Below are 18,949 nucleotides of genomic sequence, written 5' to 3'. Positions count from 1 at the left end.
CCTTCGCCCTCACGGTCGCCGTCCCCACCCCTGACGCTGAGTCACGCGTACGAACGCCGCTGTGGGTGAACCTCGCTGAGGCGAGGCTAGACCGCGACCCCCGAGCAACGCGGTTCCGACACGCACACACGTCGAGCCGTGCGCGACAGCCGCCTCGAGATCACCGCTCATACCTGCGGAGAGCTCGGTGGCATCGGGATGGTTGTGGCGCAACCGTTCCGCGGCCGCCGCGAGGCGCGCGAACTGCGGCTCCGGGTCGACACCGAGCGGCGCCACGGCCATCAGACCCCGCAAGTGGAGTTCGTCACTCTTCTGAGCGACGGCGTCGGCCAGGGCGTCCAGCTCGCCGAGCGGGCAGCCGCCCCGGGTCGGGTCCTCGTCGAGACTCGCCTGCAGCAGCACGTCGAGCGGACCGCTCCGCTCGCCCGCGTCCACGGCGTTGCGGACGGCCTTCGCCAGCGCCTCGACTAGCCGCGCGGAGTCGACCGACTGGACCTCCTGCGCCCAGCGCGCCACCGAACGCGCCTTGTTGCGCTGCAGCCTGCCGACCATGTGCCAGCGGACACCGGCTTCGGGCCGCAGCTGGGCGACCTCCCGGCTCTTCGGCGCCGCCTCCTGGTCGCGGTTCTCGGCGAGATCCGTCACGCCGAGGTCGGTCAGCAGCGCGGCATCCGACGCCGGGAAGGTCTTGGTGACGGCGAGCAACCGCACCTCGTCCTTGTCCCGCCCGGCGGCGGCGCACGCGTCGGCGATCCGCTGCCGGACGGCGTCGAGTGCGGTCGCGAGTTCGGCCCGTCGGTTCACGTCCTCACTCCTCGATCCACGTCAGCGCGGCGATGCGGCCGGTGGGCTGGTCCCTGCGGTGGCTGAACAACGTGTCGTCCTCGACGGTGCAGCGCGGGTCGACGCCGATCTTGCCGATGCCGGCGTCGGCGAGCTGCCGCCACAGCCCGGCCCGGAGGTCGAGCGCGGGAGTTCCCCTGCGGCTTCGGCATTTGCTGCCCGGCAGGTGCTTCTCGACATCGTCGGCCATCGCGGCGGGCACCTCGTAACACTCGCCGCAGACCGACGGGCCGAGCAGCGCCTCCGTCCGGCCCGGCTCGGCGCCCAGCGACCGCATCGCCGCGAGCGCCGCGGGCACGACACCCACCCGGGCGCCGACCCGGCCCGCGTGCACGGCGGCGACGACACCAGCCTCGGGATCGGCGAGCAGCACGGGCACGCAGTCGGCGACCAGCACGACGAGGGCGAGGCCGGGAGTCGCGGTGACGAGCGCGTCCGTGGCCTCGGCGGGACCTTGCTCGGTGCCGTCGACGATCGTCGCCGTCCGGCCGTGGACCTGTTCCATCCAGGCCAGCCGGTCCTCACGCAGCCCGAGTTCCGAGGCGAGCCGCGCCCGGTTGGCCGCGACGGCCGCGGGATCGTCCCCGACATGCAGCCCCAGATTGAACGAGTCGTACGGTGGCTTCGACGCGCCGCCCGCCCTCGTCGTGACCACCCGCCGGATGCGCAACCTGCCCGCCTCTCCACGTCCGCCGACAACCACCGCCGAGCCTATAAGGACGCCCTCACGGCGAAGGCCACCGTCCCGCCGGGCGCGGGGACGGTGGCCTTCGTGAGCCGAATCGCCTACCGGCGCATGAACGGCGGGACGTCGACGTCGTCGTCGGACGGGTCGTCGGTCACCGGATACGCCCTGCCGGGCAGTCCGCCCTGCGGGCGCGGCGTCGCCGACGGAGCCGGGTAGCTCCGGTTGCCCGCACCGCCCTGCGGCGGCAGGGAACCGGACTGGCCCGCGTAGCCGGTGCCGCTCGACGGCGACTGCGGCCGGGAGACCGGGGACGTGGGCCTGCCCGCGTCGGACGACGATGCCGGAGCGGACGGACGGGACGACTGCTCCCCCGTCCCGCCTGCCGGGCCGCTGCCGCCGACCCGGCCCGCCTCCGCCGTCGCGGTCGTGGCCGATCCGCTACCCGACCCGAACGTGCCCGGGTCGAGCTTCTTGTGTGTCGGGGCGCCCGAATCGAACCCGGCGGCGATGACGGTGACCCGGACCTCGTCACCGAGCGAGTCGTCGATGATCGTGCCGAAGATGATGTTGGCTTCGGGGTGGGCGGACTCCTGCACCAACGACGCGGCCTCGTTGATCTCGAACAGGCCGAGGTCCGACCCGCCCGCGATCGACAGGAGCGCGCCGTGCGCACCGTCCATGGAGGCCTCGAGCAGCGGCGAGTTGATCGCCTTCTCCGCGGCCTGCACGGCGCGACCCTCGCCACGCGCCGAGCCGATCCCCATGAGTGCACTGCCCGCGCCCGACATCACGCTCTTGACGTCGGCGAAGTCCAGGTTGATGAGACCGGGCGTGGTGATCAGGTCGGTGATGCCCTGGACACCGGAGAGCAGCACCTCGTCCGCCGAGCGGAAGGCGTCCATCAGCGAGACGCCGATGTCGCCCAGCTGCAGCAGCCGGTCGTTGGGAATGACGATGAGCGTGTCGCACTCGTTGCGCAGTTGCTGGATGCCGTCCTCGGCCTGCTTGGCACGGCGCTTGCCCTCGAACGAGAACGGTCGCGTGACCACACCGATGGTGAGGGCACCGAGCTTGCGCGCGATCTGCGCGACCACGGGTGCGCCGCCGGTGCCGGTGCCACCGCCCTCGCCCGCGGTCACGAACACCATGTCGGCACCCTTGAGGACCTCTTCGATCTCCTCACGGTGGTCCTCGGCAGCCTTCTGCCCGACCTCGGGGGACGCTCCCGCGCCCAGGCCGCGGGTCAGCTCCCGTCCGATGTCGAGTTTGACGTCCGCGTCGGACATCAACAGTGCCTGGGCGTCGGTGTTCACCGCGATGAACTCGACACCCTTGAGGCCGACCTCGATCATCCGGTTCACGGCGTTCACGCCGCCGCCGCCGATACCGACGACCTTGATCACCGCGAGGTAATTGTGCGGGGGCGTCATCGGGTTCGCCTTCCTGATCGTGGTGCTTGTCCCTGCCTGGCGCTGGATGTCGACGGACTCGGCTCGCTGTCTTCGGTTCCAGCAAAACCCTCAACCTCAAGTAGAGGGTTAGAGTTATGTCAACTACCAACGTTGCAGTAGGAAGGTAAGCATCGGGCAGGTCCGAATCCAGGAGCCACGCCGCGTGTCGCGGAGGTGTTTCGCCACAAACTCTTGTCAGAGCGCGGTATTCATGACCGAATCGCACGTTCGGGGTGCGCCGGCACGCGAATGGCGTCATGGCTGCGGTGTGGCGGACCGGCTCACTCGCCGGTGAGACCGTCCGTGAGCTCCCGCAGCAGGTCGAGGTGTCCCGCGTGCCTGCCGGTCTCCTCGATCATGTGCACGAGCACGTACCGGAGGTTGACCGTGCGCTCCCCGCCCGTCCGTTCCTCCGCGAGCTCGAGGCCCGCCGCGATCTCCCTGCTCGCGGCGCACTGCCGTTCGTAGCCGGCGAGTAGCGTCGCCACCGGAGTTCGTTGTGCCGCACGGAATTCCGCATCCCGGTCCGCGGCGAGCGCCTCCGCCCACGGATCGGGTCTGCCGTCGAGCACCACGCAGAACCAGAAGTGCTCGACATACGTCAGGTGCGCGAGCAGACCCGCGATCGTCGTGAGCTCGCTCGGCACCAGCACCCGCCGGGCCTGCTCGTCGGACAGCCCGCCGCACTTCCACCGCACCGTGGCGCGCAGGAAGTCGAGGAACCCGGTCAGTTGCTCCCGCTCCCCGCCGGTACACGACGGCTCGGGCCGAGACGGCTCCATGATCATCGGAGCAGTCTGGCCGACCGCACACCGCGCGGGTCAGGACACCGTCGGCAGTTCGGGGCTGGACACGTCGTACACCTTGCCCTTGCGGGTCAGCAGCGCGCCGAGCACCTTGGCCTTGCGGTCGTTCTGCTCCGCGTCGCCCCAGCGCACCACCTTGCCGCCGGCGAGCGTGAACTCGACACTGCCCGGCGACTCCGCCCGCACCTGGCGTACCCGGGGCCGCAGCTGCTCCGGCAGCGCGCCGAGTACCGAGGTGACGGATCGCGTCGTGGGGTCGTCCGGGCCCACCGCGGCGAGCTTGAACTCCGGCAGCCCCGCCGGTGGTTCTGGGATCTCCTTGTAGACGACGCCACCCGTGTCCACCAGGTACAGCGCCTCCCCGGTGTTGTAGTAGCCGACGGGCGTGCGTTCGGTCACCGCGATCTCGATCGTCGACGGCCACGAGCGCGAGACGTCCACCGTCGCGACGCCGGGCAGGGTGGCGACGCGGTCGGCGATGGCATCGGTGTCCACCCGGAACATCGCGCGGCGTTCGGGCACGGCGGCGGCCGAGCGGATCTGCTCGACCGGCACGCTGCGCGCACCCGTCACCTCGACCGAACGGACCCCGAGCAGCGAGGTGAAGAACAGGATGTAGCCGAGGCCGACCACCGTCAGCACGGACAGCAGCGCCACCCACCGGCGGCGCAGCGCCCTGCGCCGGGAGACCGGATCGGCCGTGCGCCTGCGCGCCTCCTCGGGCCTGCGACCACGGCGGCTGCGTGCGACCGGCTGGACGCCCCGGCGGGACGGTCGCCTGCCCGGGCGCTGCCTCGTCGTGGTCATGCGCGTCCTACGCTCCGCGGCGGTCGAGTTCGGCCAGGATCTCCGGGCCCAGCTGCGTCACGTCGCCCGCGCCCATCGTCACGAGCACGTCGCCGGGCTTGGCGAGCTCGGCCGCCAGCGCCGCGGCCCGGTCGAACGCGGGCTCGTAGTGCACCGTGGCCCCCGTGATCCGCTCGGCGATGAGCTCGCCGCTCACGCCGGGTTTGGGTTCCTCGCGCGCGCCGTAGACATCGAGCAGGATCACCTCGTCGGCCAGGTCGAGCGCCTGCGCGAACTCGGTCGCGAACGCCTCGGTGCGCGAGTAGAGGTGCGGCTGGAACACCACGACCACGCGGCCCATGCCTGCGGTGTGCCGCACGGCCCGCAGCTGGGCGGCGACCTCGGTCGGGTGGTGGGCGTAGTCGTCGTAGACCCGGACATCGCCGGCCCGGCCCTTGAACTCGAACCGCCTGCGCACCCCGCCGAACGCGCCGAGGCCCTCGATCAGGCCGTCCAGCGGCGCGCCCAGTTCGAGCCCGGCCAGCAGCGCGGCGACGGCGTTGAACGCCATGTGCTCGCCGGGCACCGCCACCTGCACGTCCAGCTCCTGACCGTCCAGCGCGATCCGCACCGTGCCGCCGTCCTCGCCGGGCCGGTAACCGAGCACCGTGGCATCCCCGGCGCCGGACGCCGACCGGCCGTAGCGGCGGACCCGCACGCCCTGTTCCTCGGCACGGGCGGCCAGCTCGGCGGCGGGCGCGTCGTCGGCGCACACCACGAGCACCCCGCCCGGCTCGATGCGGCGCGCGAACTCGGCGAACACGGAGACGTAGGCCTCCGCGGTGCCGTGGTGGTCCAGGTGGTCCGGCTCGATGTTGGTCACCACGGCCACCGACGGCGAGTACGTGAGGAACGAGCCGTCGCTCTCGTCGGCCTCCGCGACGAACAGCCCGCCCTCGCCGTGGTGGGCGTTGGCACCCGACTCGTTGAGGTCGCCGCCGATGGCGAAGGACGGGTCGAGCCTGCAGTGCTGCAGCGCCACGGTGAGCATCGACGTCGTCGACGTCTTGCCGTGCGTCCCGGCGATGCAGGCCACGCGGTGGCCCTCCATGAGAGCCGCCAGCGCCTGCGCGCGATGCAGCACGGGGATCCCGCGCTCGCGGGCCGCCGCCAGCTCGGGATTGGTGTCCTTGATGGCGGTCGAGACGATCACCGCCGACGGGCCGCCGTCGAACGCATCCAGGTTCTCCGCCCGCTGCCCCACGGCGATCCGCGCGCCCTGGGCGCGCAGGGTCAGGAACGCGCGGGAGTCCTTGGCGTCCGAACCGGACACCTCGGCACCCCGCGCCAGCAGGATGCGGGCGATACCGCTCATTCCGGCACCACCGATCCCGATCAGGTGTGCGCGGCGCAGCACCTCGGGAAGTTCACCAGCCATGTCCCCCAGCCTCCAGCACCATCGTGGCCAGCACTTCGTCGGCCTCGCGGTGGCCGAGCCCCACCGCGGCCGCGCTCATCTTGCCGAGCCGCTCGGCGTCGGTGACCAGCGGCACGATCTGTTCCGCCACGGTGGCGGGTGTCAGCTTCTCGTCCGGCACCAGCAGCGCCGCACCCGCCTGGACGGCGGGCTCGGCGTTGAGCGCCTGCTCGCCGTTGCCGTGCGGCAGCGGCACGAACACCGCGGGCAGCCCCACCGCCGAGACCTCGGCGACCGTCATCGCCCCCGACCGGCACAGCACCAGGTCGGCGGCGGCGTAGGCGAGGTCCATCCGCTCCAGGTAGGGCACGGGCACGTAGGCGGGCCTGCCGGGGAACTCCTGCACGGCGACGGTGTTCTTCGGGCCGTGCGCGTGCAGCACTCCCACGCCCGCGTCGGCGAACGCCTTCGCCGCGCCGGACACCGCGGTGTTGATGGAGCGCGCGCCCTGCGACCCGCCGAACGCGAGCACCGTCGGCGCGTCGGGGTCGAGTCCGAAGTGCCTGCGGGCCTCGGCGCGCAGAGCAGGCCGGTCGAGCGCGGTGATCGACCGGCGCAGCGGGATCCCGACGACCTCGGCACCCGGCAGCGGCGTGCCCGGCACGGCCACGGCCACCTTCGTGGCGAACCGCGCGCCGACCTTGTTGGCCAGGCCGGCGTGCTTGTTGGCCTCATGCACGACGATCGGCACCCGCCCGCGGGCGGCCAGGTAGGCGGGCAGCGAGACGTAACCGCCGAAGCCGACCACCACGTCCGCTCCCACGCGGTCGAGCACTTCGCGGGTACGCCGCACGGCCTCGCGCACCTTGAGCGGCAGCCGCAGCAGGTCCGTGGTGGGCTTGCGCGGCAGCGGTACCGGAGAGATGAGCTCCAGCGGGTAACCGCGGGCGGGGACGAGTGTGGTCTCCAGGCCGCGCTGCGTGCCGAGCGCGACGACCTTCGCCTCCGGCCGCAGCCGTGTCACGGCGTCCGCCAGCGCGAGCGCCGGTTCGATGTGCCCGGCCGTCCCACCACCGGCGACCACCACCGTCGGTCCGGTGCGTGCCGCCGCCTTCTCCGCCCCAGTGTCGGGCTGGCTCACCTGCGTCCTCTCCGCGTCGATCCTGTCGATCCTGTCGATCCGGTCGATCCTGTTCCTCGTCCGCGCCGGTCCGCGCCACGCGACGTGGTCCGCCGACCGTACTCCGGGGCGGCTCTCCTGCGGTCCGGCATCGACGCCGACCGCGCACCGCGCGCCGCGGGCCTGCCCCGCTTCGGCGTCTGCCCGCGTCCGCCCTGACCGCGGCCGCTGCCACGGCGTTTCGACGGCGGCCGGTACGGGTCGGGCGCCGGCAACCGCATCAGGCGTCCGAATTTACCGGGCCCCTGTGTGCGCAGTGCCGCCACCGCCTCCGGTTCGTGCCGGGCGCAGTTGGCGAGCAGGCCGAACAACAGCATCGTCACGAGCAGCGACGTCCCGCCGTAGGAGATCATGGGCAGCGTCACGCCGGTCACGGGCAGCAGGCCGACGACGTAGCCGATGTTGATGGCCGCCTGCGCCACGAGCCACACGGTGAGCGTGCCCGCCACGATCCGGATCCACGGGTCGAGGTTGCGCATGGCGATCCGCAGGCCGACGAACGCGAGCAGGCCGAACAGGCCGATCACGGCGAGGCAGCCGACGAACCCGAGTTCCTCGCCGATGAGGGCGAAGATGAAGTCGTGCTGGACGTTGGGCAGGTACATCCACTTCGACTGCCCCTGCCCGAGGCCCTTGCCGAACAGCCCGCCGTCGGCGAGGGCGTACAGGGCCTGGTTCGCCTGCAGTCCCTTGCCGAGCGGGTCGGCGTCCGGGTTGAGGAACGACATGATGCGGTCCAGCCGGTACTCCGCGACGAGGGCGAGCGCCACCGCGCCGGCCACACCCGCCAGGAAGATCACCGCGAACAACCGCTTCGGCGCGCCGGCGAACCACAGCAGCGCGATGAGCACGACACCGAGCGTGATCGTGCCCCCCAGGTCCGGCTGCGCCATCACCAGCGCGAACATCAGCAGCGCGACCGGAACCAGCGGTACCAGCAGGTGCCGCCACTGGTGCAGCACGTTGTACTTCACCACGAGGATGTGTGCGCCCCACAGCGCGAGCGCCACCTTGGCGATCTCCACCGGCTGCAGTGACAGCGGGCCCAGCACGAACCAGCCCTGCGAGCCGTTCACCTCGCTGCCGAGCGGGGTCAGCACCAGCGCGAGCAGGCCCAGGCAGCCCACGACCGCGGTCGAGGACAACGCCCGGATCCTGGGCAGCGGAACGCGCACGCCGAGCCAGAAGGCCACGGACCCGACGGCGAAGAACAGCAGGTGCCGCTGGAACAGCGCGTACACGCTGGAGGCGCTGTCCGGACTGTAGGACGACACCGACGACGCCGAGAGCACCATGACGATGCCGATGACGCCGAGCAACCCGCAGATGGCGAGGATCAGGTGGAAGTCGGCCAGGGGGCGGGACAGCCACGCCGTCAGCGCCGTGCGGACGGCGGCGAAGCCTCGTTCGGCCCGTTCCCGCCTGCGCCCGGAGCTGCGCTCCCGGCGTGCGGTGTCGTTCTCGCGGGTCTCGTCAACCGCCGTCACCGAGGCGTTCCCGTCTCAGCGCGCCGACGGCCGCCGTGAACGCCTCGCCGCGCGCCGCGTAGTCGCGGAACATGTCCAGCGACGCGGCCGCGGGCGCCAGCAGCACCGTGTCCCCCGCACGCGCGAGCCCGTGGGCCGCGTTCACCGCCGTAGTCATGGGGTCATGGTCACCCGGATCGACGTGCCGGACCGGCACATCCGGCGCGTGTCGCGCAACAGCGGCAGCGATCACGTCGGCGTCGGTGCCGAGCAGCACCACACCGCGCAGGCGGGGAGCGACCGTGGCGACCAGCTCGTCCACCGACGCGCCCTTGAGCTGGCCGCCCGCGATCCACACCACCCCGGCATGGGCGAGTAGGGAGCCCGCGGCGGCGTGCGGGTTGGTGGCCTTGGAGTCGTCGACGTAGTGCACGCCGTCGATCTCGCCGACCGGCACGGCCCGGTGCGCCCCGGGCCGGAAGTCACGCAGGCCCTTGGCGACGGCGTCGGTGCTCACCCCGTGGGCGCGCGCGAGCGCGGCGGCGGCGAGGGCGTTGGCGACGTTGTGCGGCCCGCGTGGCCGGACGTCGGCCAGCACGGCGAGCTCGTCGGCGTTGTGCACCGGGTCGGCGACGAACGCGCGGTCGACCAGCAGGTCCTCGACCACGCCCAGCTCACCCGGGCGCGGCGTGTCGAGCCGGAAGCCGACGTGCCGGGCGCCTGCGGGCGCGTACTCCTCGGCCAGTCTGCGCGACCACTGCTCGCCCGCGTTGTGCACGACCGTCGCCGAACGCGCGTGGATGGTGCCCTTCGCGGCGGCGTACTCGGCGATGCCGCCGTGCCAGTCGAGGTGGTCCTCGGCGACGTTGAGCACCACCGAGGCGTGCGGGGCGAGGGTGCTCGACCAGTGCAGCTGGAAACTCGACAGCTCCACGGCCAGCACCTCGTGCCCGGCGCGGACGGCGTCCAGCACGGCGAAGCCGACGTTGCCGCAGGCCACGGCATCCTTGCCCGCCGCGCGCAGGATGGCCTCCAGCATGCCGACGGTCGTGGTCTTGCCGTTGGTGCCGGTGACCGCAAGCCACGCGGGCGGGTTCTGCCGGGCCTGGCCCAGCCGCCAGGCCAGCTCGACGTCACCGATCACCTCGATGCCGGCGGCGGCCGCCGCGGCGAGCAGTGGCGCCGTCGGCCGCCAGCCGGGGCTGGTGACGACGAGCTCGGTGCCCTCCGGCGGCGCGGCGAGCCCCTGCTCGAGGCGGGCGCCGAGCCCGTCGAGCTCGGCGAGCCGCTCGGCGTTGCCGTCGGTCACGGTGACCTCGGCGCCCAGCTCCACCAGAGCGGTCGTCACCGACCGGCCGGTCACGCCGGCGCCGGCCACCAGCACACGCGTTCCGGACAGCTCCATGTCGCCTAGCCTCCGCCGAGCCCGAGCTGCTCGCTGTAGAAGAGGCCGAGCCCGAACATGCAGCACACCGCCGACAGCAGCCAGAACCGGATGATGACGGTCGTCTCGGCCCACCCGGCGAGCTCGAAGTGGTGGTGGAACGGCGCCATCCGGAACAGCCGCTTGCGGGTGGTGCGGAACACCGCGATCTGCAGCACGACCGAGATCATCTCGACCACGAACAGGCCGCCGATGACGATCGCGAGCAGCTCCGTGCGGGTGGTCATCGACAGGCCCGCCACCAGGCCGCCGAGCGCCAGCGACCCGGTGTCGCCCATGAAGATCTTCGCGGGCGCGGCGTTCCACCACAGGAACCCGACGCAGGCGCCGGCCGCGGCCGCGGCCACCACGGCGAGGTCGAGCGGGTCGCGCACGTCGTAGCAGGCCGCCTGCGGTGACTCCACACAGTTCAGCCGGGTCTGCCAGAAGGCGATGACGACGTAGGTCACCAGCACCATGGCCCCCGCGCCACCCGCGAGGCCGTCGAGACCGTCGGTGAAGTTCACCGCGTTCGACCACGCCGAGATCAGCAGATAGCAGAACAGGATGAACACCGGGACCGGGAAGAAGATCAGCGACAGGTCCCGGACGTAGGACAGGTGCTGGGAGGCGGGCGCGAGGCCGTTCTCGTCGACGAACTGCAGCGCCATGATCCCGAACGCCACGGCCACCACGAGCTGGCCGACCAGCTTGGCCGTCTTGTTCAGGCCGAGGTTGCGCTGCTTGCGGATCTTGATGAAGTCGTCGAGGAAGCCGACGACCCCCAGCCCGACCGACAGGAACAGCACCAGCAGGCCGGACGCCGTCGGGCCGCCGTTGGGCGAGTCGCGCAGCCAGTCCGCGAAATGGGCGGCGAAATAGGCCACCACCATCGCGATGATGATCGCGACACCACCCATGGTGGGGGTGCCGCGCTTGGACTTGTGCCCCTCCGGTCCCTCCTCGCGGATCTCCTGGCCGAAGCCCTGCTTGGAGAAGAACCGGATGAGGTAGGGGGTGAGCAGGATGGAGACCAGCAGCCCCACCGAGGCTGCCACCATGATGCTGATCACGCGGTGCCCTCCTGGCGCTCCAGCAGCGCCTCGGCCACCCGCCACAGCTCGGCGACCTTGGAGGCCTTGACCAGCACGACGTCGCCGGGACGCAGCTCGGCGCGCAGCAGCGCGATGGCGGCGTCGGTGTCGGGTACCAGGACCGACTCCTCTCCCCACGAACCCTCGTGACTGGCACCGAGATGCATCGACGCCACCGGGGTGTCCTTCTCTCCGATCACGACGAGCTTGCCGATGTTGAGGCGGACCGCGAGCCTGCCGATCTCGTCGTGCGCGGACACGCTATCGGTACCGAGCTCGCCCATCTCGGACAGGACCGCCCACGACCGGCGGCCCGCCGACATCGACGCCAGCGTCTTGAGCGCCGCCTTCATGGACTCGGGGTTGGCGTTGTAGGAGTCGTTGAGGATCGTGACGCCGTCGGAGCGGGTGGTGACCTCCATGCGGCGGGCCGACCGCCGCTCCGCCGTGCTGAGCCGCGCGGCGACCTCCTCCACGCTCGAGCCGAGCTCCAGCGCGATGGCGGCCGCGGCGAGCGCGTTGCCGACGTGGTGCTCGCCGTGCAGCCGCAGTGTCACGTCCGCCTGGCCCTGCGGTGTCACGAGCCGGAACGACGCGCGGGCGGCCTCGTCCAGCCGGACGTTCTCGGCGCGCACGGTGGCCTCGGGGCTCTCGCCGACGAACACGACCCGGGCCCGCGTGCGCCCGGCCATGCCGGCGACGAGCGCGTCGTCGGCGTTGAGCACGGCGACGCCGTCGGCCGGAAGCGCCTCGACGAGCTCGCCCTTGGTCTGCGCGATGCCCTCCCGGGAGCCGAACTCGCCGACGTGTGCGCTGCCGACGTTGAGCACGGCGCCGATGCGCGGCGGGGCCACGGCCGCCAGCTCCGCGATGTGGCCGGGCCCGCGGGCGGACAGCTCCAGCACGAGGTGCCGGGTGTCCTGCCCGGCGCGCAGGGCCGTCCACGGGTGGCCGAGCTCGTTGTTGAACGACCCCGGCGGCGCCACGGTCGGGCCGAGTGGCTCGAGCAGCTGCGCGATGAGGTCCTTGGTCGAGGTCTTGCCGGACGACCCGGTGACCCCGACCACCGTGAGGCCACCGCGGGCGAGCTCGGTGACGACGTGCCGCGCGAGCTTGCCCAGCGCCGCGAGCACGGCAGCCCCGGAGCCGTCGGTGTCACCGGCGAGCGCCATGGCCCGCCGGTGCGCCTGCCCTTCGGGCACCGGCGGCGCGATGACGGCGGGTGCGTCGACCTCGCGGCCGGCCAGCACCCCGGTGGCTCCGGCGGCGACGGCCTGCGCGGCGAAGTCGTGCCCGTCGACCCGCTCGCCGGGCAGCGCGACGAACAGCCCGCCCTCGGTGAGCTTGCGGGAGTCGAACTCCACGGAGCCGGTGACGCGCTCGGTGCCGTCGGCTCGGTGCAACCGGCCTCCGACGATGTCGGCGATCTCGGCCAGGCTCAGTGCGATCACGCGTTCACCTCGAGTTTCTCGCGAATGGCCGCTTCCAGCTCGGCGCGGTCGGAGAACGGGTGCACCACCCCGGCGACCTCCTGTCCGCTCTCGTGTCCCTTGCCCGCGACGAGGACGACGTCACCGGGCCCGGCCCGCTCGACGGCGGCGGCGATGGCCTCCCGCCGGTCGCCGATCTCGAGCACCTCGCCGCTCTGGGCGGGGCTGACGGCCCGGGCGCCCTGCAGCATGGCGGCGCGGATGGCCGCCGGGTCCTCGCTGCGCGGGTTGTCGTCGGTGATGATCACCAGGTCGCTCCCGCGCACGGCCGCCTCCCCCATCATGGGCCGCTTGGCGGTGTCGCGATCGCCACCGCAGCCGAGCACCGTGATGATGCGCCCCTCGGTGCGCGCCCGCAGCGCCTGCAGCGCCTGGGTGACGGCCGCGGGCTTGTGGGCGTAGTCCACCACCGCCGTGAACTTCTGGCCGAGGTAGACGCGTTCCATGCGGCCCGGCACCTCGACGGCCGCCAGCCCGGCGACGATCTTGTCCAGAGAGACCCCCGTGGTGTCGAGGATCGCGGCGGCCAGCGTGGCGTTGGCGACGTTGAACTCGCCCGGTAGCGGAATGGTGGCCGTGGCGGTGCGGCCGTCGGGTGCGTGCAGCGTGAACGCCTGCTCGCCGGTGGGCGTGATGGCGATGTCGGTGGCCCGCCACGCGGCCTTGGTGCCCGGTTCGGTGGAGACGGTCACCGTGTGCGGCGTCACCAGCTGCTGGCCCCACGCGCTGTCCACGACGACCACCTCCGTGGTGGAGCGGCCGTCGAACAGCAGCGACTTGGCGGCGAAGTACTCCTCCATGTCGCGGTGGAAGTCCAGGTGGTCCTGCGAGAGGTTGGTGAACGCGCCGACGGTGAAGCGGGTTCCGTTGACGCGGCCCAGCGCGAGCGCGTGGCTGGAGACCTCCATGGGCACGTGGGTGACGCCCTGCTCGACCATCACGGCCAGCAGCGCCTGCAGGTCGGGTGCCTCGGGCGTGGTGAACGCGCTGGCGAGCCGTTCGCCGCCGATGCGGGTCTCGACGGTGCCGATGAGCCCGGTGACCCTGCCGGCGGCGCGCAGGCCCGACTCGACGAGGTAGGCCGTCGTGGTCTTGCCCGAGGTGCCGGTGACGCCGAGCACGGCCAGCTGCAACGACGGCTCGCCGTAGATCCAGGCGGCGATCTCGCCGAGCACGGCGCGCGGTTCGGGGTGCACGAGCACCGGCACGCCGGCCTCGCGCAGGGCCGGGCGCTCGGCGCCGCTCTCGTCGGTCAGCACCGCGGTGGCGCCGGCCGCGAGCGCGTCGGCGGCGAAGTCGGCACCGTGGACGCGGGCCCCGGGCAACGCGGCGAAGAGGTCACCGGGGACGACGTGCTGGGCACGCAACGTCGCGCCGGTCACCGCGATCTCCGGGGCGACCGGATCCGCGATGAGGCGGGCGCCCGAGCGCGCGACCAGCGTCGTGACCGGCACCGGTTCGATCAGGTTCGGCCGGGGCGGTGCGGCCACCGCCCTGGCCGGCTGGTCCGGTACCTGCCCTCCCGTGGCAGCAGGCTCGTCGTTGTTGACAGACACGCCGGAAGGTTACCGACGGCCCGACAGCCGCTCTGCAGCGGCCGCGCCCCGGGGCGTCGCCCAGGGTGCGCGCACGACGACCGGCCGTGCGCGGCCGTCCCGCGCCCGGCCGGTTCCACTCGGCACGAGGCCCGCTACACCCCCGCGTCGGCTTGGTGTTGGCGGGCGAGGTTGTCGGCGACTTCCTGGTCCCAGACCTGGGTGGCGCGGGTGGTGTCCACTTCGTACTCGAAGCGGCGGGTCATGTCGTCGGTGACGTCGGCGGTGTCGACGTGGAAAAGCTGCTTGTTCCTCCAGCGTCGGCCACGACCGGGTCCGCGCCCGCAACGGCACCCGCCGCGCATACGGCACCGCCACACACCGCCCCACCGCCAATCATGAAACGGGCACGCCACCGCATCCCCCTTCACCTGCCCCTGCGACAAATGACCCCCCATGTGCCGGCAATACGCATCCAGCACCCGCAACCGCCCGTCCGAGGACTGGAACACCACCAGCTTCGTCCCGTACGCCTCCACCGCATGCGGCCGCCCATCCGCGAACCGCTCCACCAACCCCAGGTAATGCCACCCCCGCGCAAACCGCTCCGGCACCACCCCCACATCGATCCGCCGCACCGACCCCGTCTGCGTCATGACACACGTCCGCCTGTCCGTTCGGCGACGTCGCCCTCCCGGCCGGCCTCGCCGCGCGTGGCCGCGTGCTCGGCGGCCAGGTAGCCGAAGACCATCGCGGGGCCGATGGTCGCCCCGGGACCCGCGTACGTGTGGCCCATGACGGCCGCGCTGGTGTTGCCCGCGGCGTACAGGCCCTCGATCACGGAGCCGTCCTCCCGCAGCACGCGGGCGTGCACATCGGTGCGCAGGCCGCCCTTGGTGCCCAGATCGCCGGGCACGAGCTGCACCGCGTAGTACGGCGGCCGCTCGAGCGCGCCGAGGCTGGGGTTCGGCTTGTTGCGCGGATCGCCGTAGTAGTGGTCGTACCTGCTGCGGCCCCGGCCGAAGTCCTCGTCGACGCCGGTGCGGGCGAACCCGTTGAACCGCTCGATCGTGGCGCGCAGCCGGTCGGGCGGAACGCCGATCTTCTCCGCCAGCTGCTCGAGCGTGCTCGCCGTGACGACGACGCCGTGCTTGTACCACCGGCCGGGCAGCGGCTGGCGTGGCCCGAGCCCGGTGAACATGTAGCGGTTGCGGTAGCGCTGGTCGAACACCAGCCACGTCGGGATGTTCTCGCCCGGGCCCGGTCCCTGGCCGTACTTGCCGCCGTACATCGCGTGCACCGCGTCGACGTAGGGCGCGGACTCGTTGACGAACCGCTCGCCCCGGGGGTTGACCATGATGCAGCCGGGCCGGGAGCGTTCCGCCAGCGCGAACCACGGGCCGCCCGGCAGCGGGATCGACGGGCCCCACCACGCGTCCTCCATGAGGTCGACGGCGGCACCGAGCTCCATCGCCGCGGTGATGGCGTCTCCCGTGTTGGCCTTGGCGCCGACCGTCCACTCCGTACCGATCGGCGCGCGCTGGTACTTCCGGCGCAGCTGCTCGTTATGCTCGAATCCGCCGGCCGCGAGCACCACGCCACGCCGGGCGCGCACGAGTACCTCCTCGCCGTCCTGCCCACGGCGGACCACCACGCCCGTGACCCGGTCGCCGTCGCGGTGCAGGCGCACGAGCGGCTGCTCCAGCAGCACGGGCACACCCGCCCGTTGCAATCCGACGCGCAGGGCACCCGCGATCGCCTGGCCCATCACCAGGTTCCGCTTCCCCATCACCAGCCCGGCCAGCCAGCGCAGACCGAGGCTGACGAGCGTGACCACCCCGCGCGGATGCCGCGCGATGAGGCTCAGCCACCGGTAGTCGGCCTGGCCGAGGGGTACGCCCAGCGGCGCCGCGCTGTAGGGCGGCTCCAGGTTCGCCCGCTCGGGGCCGAGCAGCTTCGCGTCGAAGGGCCTGGGTTCGGCGGACCGGCCGCAGGCCAGGCCGCCCGGGGCCTCCGGGTAGTAGTCGGAGTACCCGCGCACCCACCGCAGCCGCAGTGGTGTCGTGCGCTGGACGAAGGAGAGGACCTCGGGCCCCCGGTCCAGATAGGTCTCGATCCGGTCTGCCGGCACCGCGTCGCCGATGATGGCCGCCAGGTAGTCGCGCGCGGCCTGGGGGGTGTCCTTCACCCCGGCCTTGCGCAGCACGTCGTTGCCGGGCACCCACACGCCCCCGCCTGAGCGAGCGGTGGACCCGCCGAACGTGGCCGCCTTCTCGAGGACGACAGTGGACAGTCCCTTGTGGGCGGCCGCAAGCGCCGCCGTCATCCCGGCCGCTCCGCTGCCGACCACCACGACGTCGACCTCGCGCGGCGCGGCCGTCGTCCCGTGCCGGTCGCCTGGATGCTGTGGGCTCACCGCTGTGCTCCTCCGCGCCTGCGAATGCCTGCCGTTCCCGGACGTCGCTCCGCGCCGGCCGCCGGGAAGCTTTCGCGGAAATCGTTGCCTTGCCCACGGGACCCCGGTCTGCTGTGGACACGCGGACCTAGCCGGACTCGTCGAGTGCCAGGGCGACTTTCGGACACGAGGCCACGGCCTGCCGTACCCGGCCGACGTTCTCCTCGTCGACACCGGTCTTGACGTTCAGGTTCTCGTCATCGTCGAGTTCGAACACGTCCGGAGCCACGGCCTCGCAGATTCCGTTGGCCTCACACAGGTCGTAGTCGACGACGATCCTCATGCGTCCTCCTCGTGGCGCGGCCCGGACCGGAGAGGTGCGCCGGAGTCGCCCCGCATCCTCGTGTTGCCGTCGATGACCTCGGAGCGCGGACGGCGTACGCCTCGCGGTCGCCCTCGGACGCCGAAAATGTAACACGTTCTACCTTGGCCGGGCAACTGCCCACCACCCTCGTCCGTCATCGTTCGTCAGCGAGTGCCGCTCCCGCCCGCCTGCCGGAGAACACACAGTCCGAGATCGACAACCCGCTGACGTAGGACTCCGAGCACACGCCGACCGCGGTGCGGCCCGCCGCGTAGAGGCCGGGCACGGGCGTGCCATCGGCCCGCGTGACCGCGCCGGTCGACTCGTCGACAGTCAGCCCGCCCAGCGTGATCATCGGCGCGGGAAACCCGCGTTGCGTGCGTAGCGAGCAGTCGAACACGTAGTACGGCCCCCGTTCCAGGGGGTGCACGTGCCCCCGCTCCTTGCCCATCCGGTCAGGACGGTCCGCCCGCGCGTCGGCGTTGTATCCCTCGATGGTGCGGGTCAGCCCGGCCGGGTCGATGCCGGCTCGCCGCGCCAGCGTCACCACGTCGTCGGCCTTCACGTGCCCGATCCTGAGCAGGTAGCCGGCCTGCAGCCGCTGGAACCAGAGCGTCTGGCCGGGCAGCTGCCGCCTGGCCTCGTCGTGGATCCGCTGGTCGACCACGAGGTAGGCCTTGGCGCCGGGTTGCCCGGCGATGTGATCGCCGATCTTGGCGCCGTAGAGCAGTTCGTTGCAGATGCGCTCGCCGGCGCTGTTGACGAGCACGCCCTCCACGAGCGCGAGCGGTGGGTTGTAGAAGCGCCAGGCCGACACGCGGTGCATCCGGTCGGTCCGCCCGCCGACGGACTGGCCGAGCCGGATGCCGCTGCCGTCGTCGCCGATGGTGCCCAGGGACGACCCGCTGCGGTAGGCGGGCGCGTGCTCGGCGAGCATCCGGCGGTCGAACACGAACCCGCCCGCCGCCAGCACCACACCCCGTCGGGCGCGGAACCGCCGGATGACCGAGCGCTTGGCCTCGATTCGCTTGATCGGAGCGTCGAGCAGTTTGCCCAGCGGCCGGTAGTAGATGTTGAGCTTGCGGTTCGACCGGGACAGCACGCGGTGCGCCAGCCGGTACACCGACCGTGCCGGGATCTCGCGGGCCTCGACGCCGATGACGCGGCCTGTGGAATCGGTGAGGAGGGCGGTGACGCGCGTGTGGCAGCGAACCCGGACACCCCGCGCGGCCACGGCCTTGCGCAGCGCCGAGAAGAGCACCTTGCCGGAGGTCCCCCTGCCCTTCGTCCGGTGCCCCCGCGGCGCCGGCGCGGCCTTCTCGCAGTAGGGCGGAACAAGCTCGTTGCCCGAGTAGTAGAGGTAGTACTCGTTGGTCGGGTAGGACGTCTTGCGCGGCGCCATGCTTGCCTCGAACGGCACGCCGTTGCGTTCGAGCCAGCGCAGGTTCTCCACGCTCTGCTCGCAGAACCGCGCCAGCGTCTCCTCCGAGACGGCGCCGCCGGTCTCGAGCCGCAGGTAGTCGAGCATCGCCTGCGTGGTGTCGGAGAAGCCGGCCTGCTCCTGGTACGGCGTCCCGCCACCCGCGTAGACGACGCCGCCGCTGATCGCCGTGGCGCCGCCCCCTCCGAACCGGTCGAGAACCAGCACCTCGGCACCGCGGTCGGCGGACTCGATCGCCGCGCAGGCACCGGCACCGCCGAACCCGACGATCACGACGTCGGACTCGGCATCCCACTCCTGCCCCATCAGCCACTCCTCACCAGACAGGCAACGACACCGCGGCATGCGTGGCATGCGTGGCATGCGTGGGTGCGGTCATGCCCTCGCCGCCGCCCGGACCGTTGCTCTCCGGACGCACCCGATTCCACTGTGGACCACGCCGGGGGACGTCGATCCGCGCGGCAAAATTATAACACGTTTCACTTACTCGCCGGCTCACGAAACCCGGCTCGGCGACCACGACGACGTTGCCGACGTCGATGCCCGTTCGGCTCCCCCGATGCGGCACGG

15 protein-coding genes and 1 pseudogene are annotated in these 18,949 nt (G+C 72.3%); all 16 read right to left on the bottom strand.

Going from position 1 to position 18,949, the window contains the following annotated elements; translation table 11 throughout:
* Positions 1 to 9 precede the first annotated feature (9 nt).
* The 16 genes and pseudogenes from ACFSZT_RS13715 to ACFSZT_RS13640 all read right to left on the bottom strand — a co-directional run bounded on the left by ACFSZT_RS13715 (position 10) and on the right by ACFSZT_RS13640 (position 18,685).
* Complete coding sequence (locus ACFSZT_RS13715; protein ID WP_377388194.1) at positions 10 to 804, bottom strand: YggS family pyridoxal phosphate-dependent enzyme; 795 nt, start codon at positions 802 to 804, stop codon at positions 10 to 12.
* 4 nt (positions 805 to 808) lie between these two features.
* Positions 809 to 1,513 (bottom strand): peptidoglycan editing factor PgeF, encoded by a 705-nt coding sequence (pgeF, locus tag ACFSZT_RS13710; RefSeq protein ID WP_377388279.1) that lies wholly within the window; start codon positions 1,511 to 1,513, stop codon positions 809 to 811.
* A 116-nt stretch (positions 1,514 to 1,629) separates the two neighbouring features.
* Positions 1,630 to 2,961 (bottom strand): cell division protein FtsZ, encoded by a 1,332-nt coding sequence (gene ftsZ, locus ACFSZT_RS13705; protein ID WP_377388192.1) that lies wholly within the window; start codon positions 2,959 to 2,961, stop codon positions 1,630 to 1,632.
* 302 nt (positions 2,962 to 3,263) lie between these two features.
* Entirely contained in the window at positions 3,264 to 3,770 is a 507-nt protein-coding gene (locus ACFSZT_RS13700) for a DinB family protein (protein ID WP_377388190.1), read from the bottom strand.
* Positions 3,771 to 3,803: 33 nt separating this feature from the next.
* Entirely contained in the window at positions 3,804 to 4,595 is a 792-nt protein-coding gene (locus ACFSZT_RS13695; RefSeq protein ID WP_377388188.1) for a cell division protein FtsQ/DivIB, read from the bottom strand.
* Between the two features lie 7 nt (positions 4,596 to 4,602).
* Positions 4,603 to 6,012: a UDP-N-acetylmuramate--L-alanine ligase gene (gene murC, locus ACFSZT_RS13690; protein WP_377388186.1), complete on the bottom strand. Its 1,410-nt coding sequence runs from the start codon at positions 6,010 to 6,012 to the stop codon at positions 4,603 to 4,605.
* A complete protein-coding gene (murG, locus tag ACFSZT_RS13685) occupies positions 6,002 to 7,132 on the bottom strand; it encodes an undecaprenyldiphospho-muramoylpentapeptide beta-N-acetylglucosaminyltransferase (RefSeq protein WP_377388184.1) in 1,131 nt (376 codons plus the stop codon). The genes murC and murG overlap by 11 nt, the downstream gene beginning before the upstream one ends.
* A complete protein-coding gene (gene ftsW / locus ACFSZT_RS13680) occupies positions 7,129 to 8,658 on the bottom strand; it encodes a putative lipid II flippase FtsW (protein ID WP_377388181.1) in 1,530 nt (509 codons plus the stop codon). The genes murG and ftsW overlap by 4 nt, the downstream gene beginning before the upstream one ends.
* Entirely contained in the window at positions 8,645 to 10,042 is a 1,398-nt protein-coding gene (gene murD / locus ACFSZT_RS13675) for a UDP-N-acetylmuramoyl-L-alanine--D-glutamate ligase (RefSeq protein ID WP_377388179.1), read from the bottom strand. The genes ftsW and murD overlap by 14 nt, the downstream gene beginning before the upstream one ends.
* A 5-nt stretch (positions 10,043 to 10,047) precedes the next feature.
* Positions 10,048 to 11,133: a phospho-N-acetylmuramoyl-pentapeptide-transferase gene (mraY, locus tag ACFSZT_RS13670; RefSeq protein WP_377388177.1), complete on the bottom strand. Its 1,086-nt coding sequence runs from the start codon at positions 11,131 to 11,133 to the stop codon at positions 10,048 to 10,050.
* Complete coding sequence (locus ACFSZT_RS13665) at positions 11,130 to 12,605, bottom strand: UDP-N-acetylmuramoyl-tripeptide--D-alanyl-D-alanine ligase (RefSeq protein ID WP_377388175.1); 1,476 nt, start codon at positions 12,603 to 12,605, stop codon at positions 11,130 to 11,132. The genes mraY and ACFSZT_RS13665 overlap by 4 nt, the downstream gene beginning before the upstream one ends.
* Positions 12,602 to 14,134, bottom strand: a complete 1,533-nt coding sequence (locus tag ACFSZT_RS13660) for a UDP-N-acetylmuramoyl-L-alanyl-D-glutamate--2,6-diaminopimelate ligase (RefSeq protein WP_377388277.1) — start codon at positions 14,132 to 14,134, stop codon at positions 12,602 to 12,604. The genes ACFSZT_RS13665 and ACFSZT_RS13660 overlap by 4 nt, the downstream gene beginning before the upstream one ends.
* Positions 14,135 to 14,488: 354 nt before the next feature.
* Positions 14,489 to 14,835, bottom strand: a pseudogene (locus tag ACFSZT_RS13655) (Rieske 2Fe-2S domain-containing protein); the annotation flags it as partial.
* Positions 14,832 to 16,505 (bottom strand): 3-oxosteroid 1-dehydrogenase, encoded by a 1,674-nt coding sequence (kstD, locus tag ACFSZT_RS13650; RefSeq protein ID WP_377388275.1) that lies wholly within the window; start codon positions 16,503 to 16,505, stop codon positions 14,832 to 14,834. The gene kstD and the pseudogene ACFSZT_RS13655, both read right to left, overlap by 4 nt.
* Before the next feature lie 217 nt (positions 16,506 to 16,722).
* Positions 16,723 to 16,917 (bottom strand): ferredoxin, encoded by a 195-nt coding sequence (locus tag ACFSZT_RS13645; RefSeq protein ID WP_377388173.1) that lies wholly within the window; start codon positions 16,915 to 16,917, stop codon positions 16,723 to 16,725.
* Between the two features lie 175 nt (positions 16,918 to 17,092).
* Positions 17,093 to 18,685 (bottom strand): FAD-binding protein, encoded by a 1,593-nt coding sequence (locus tag ACFSZT_RS13640; protein ID WP_377388171.1) that lies wholly within the window; start codon positions 18,683 to 18,685, stop codon positions 17,093 to 17,095.
* Positions 18,686 to 18,949: the final 264 nt, after the last annotated feature.

Origin of the sequence: Prauserella oleivorans, from assembly GCF_042685745.1 — a bacterium.
GTDB lineage: Bacteria > Actinomycetota > Actinomycetes > Mycobacteriales > Pseudonocardiaceae > Prauserella_A > Prauserella_A oleivorans.
This window is presented reverse-complemented; position numbering and strand designations above follow the sequence as displayed.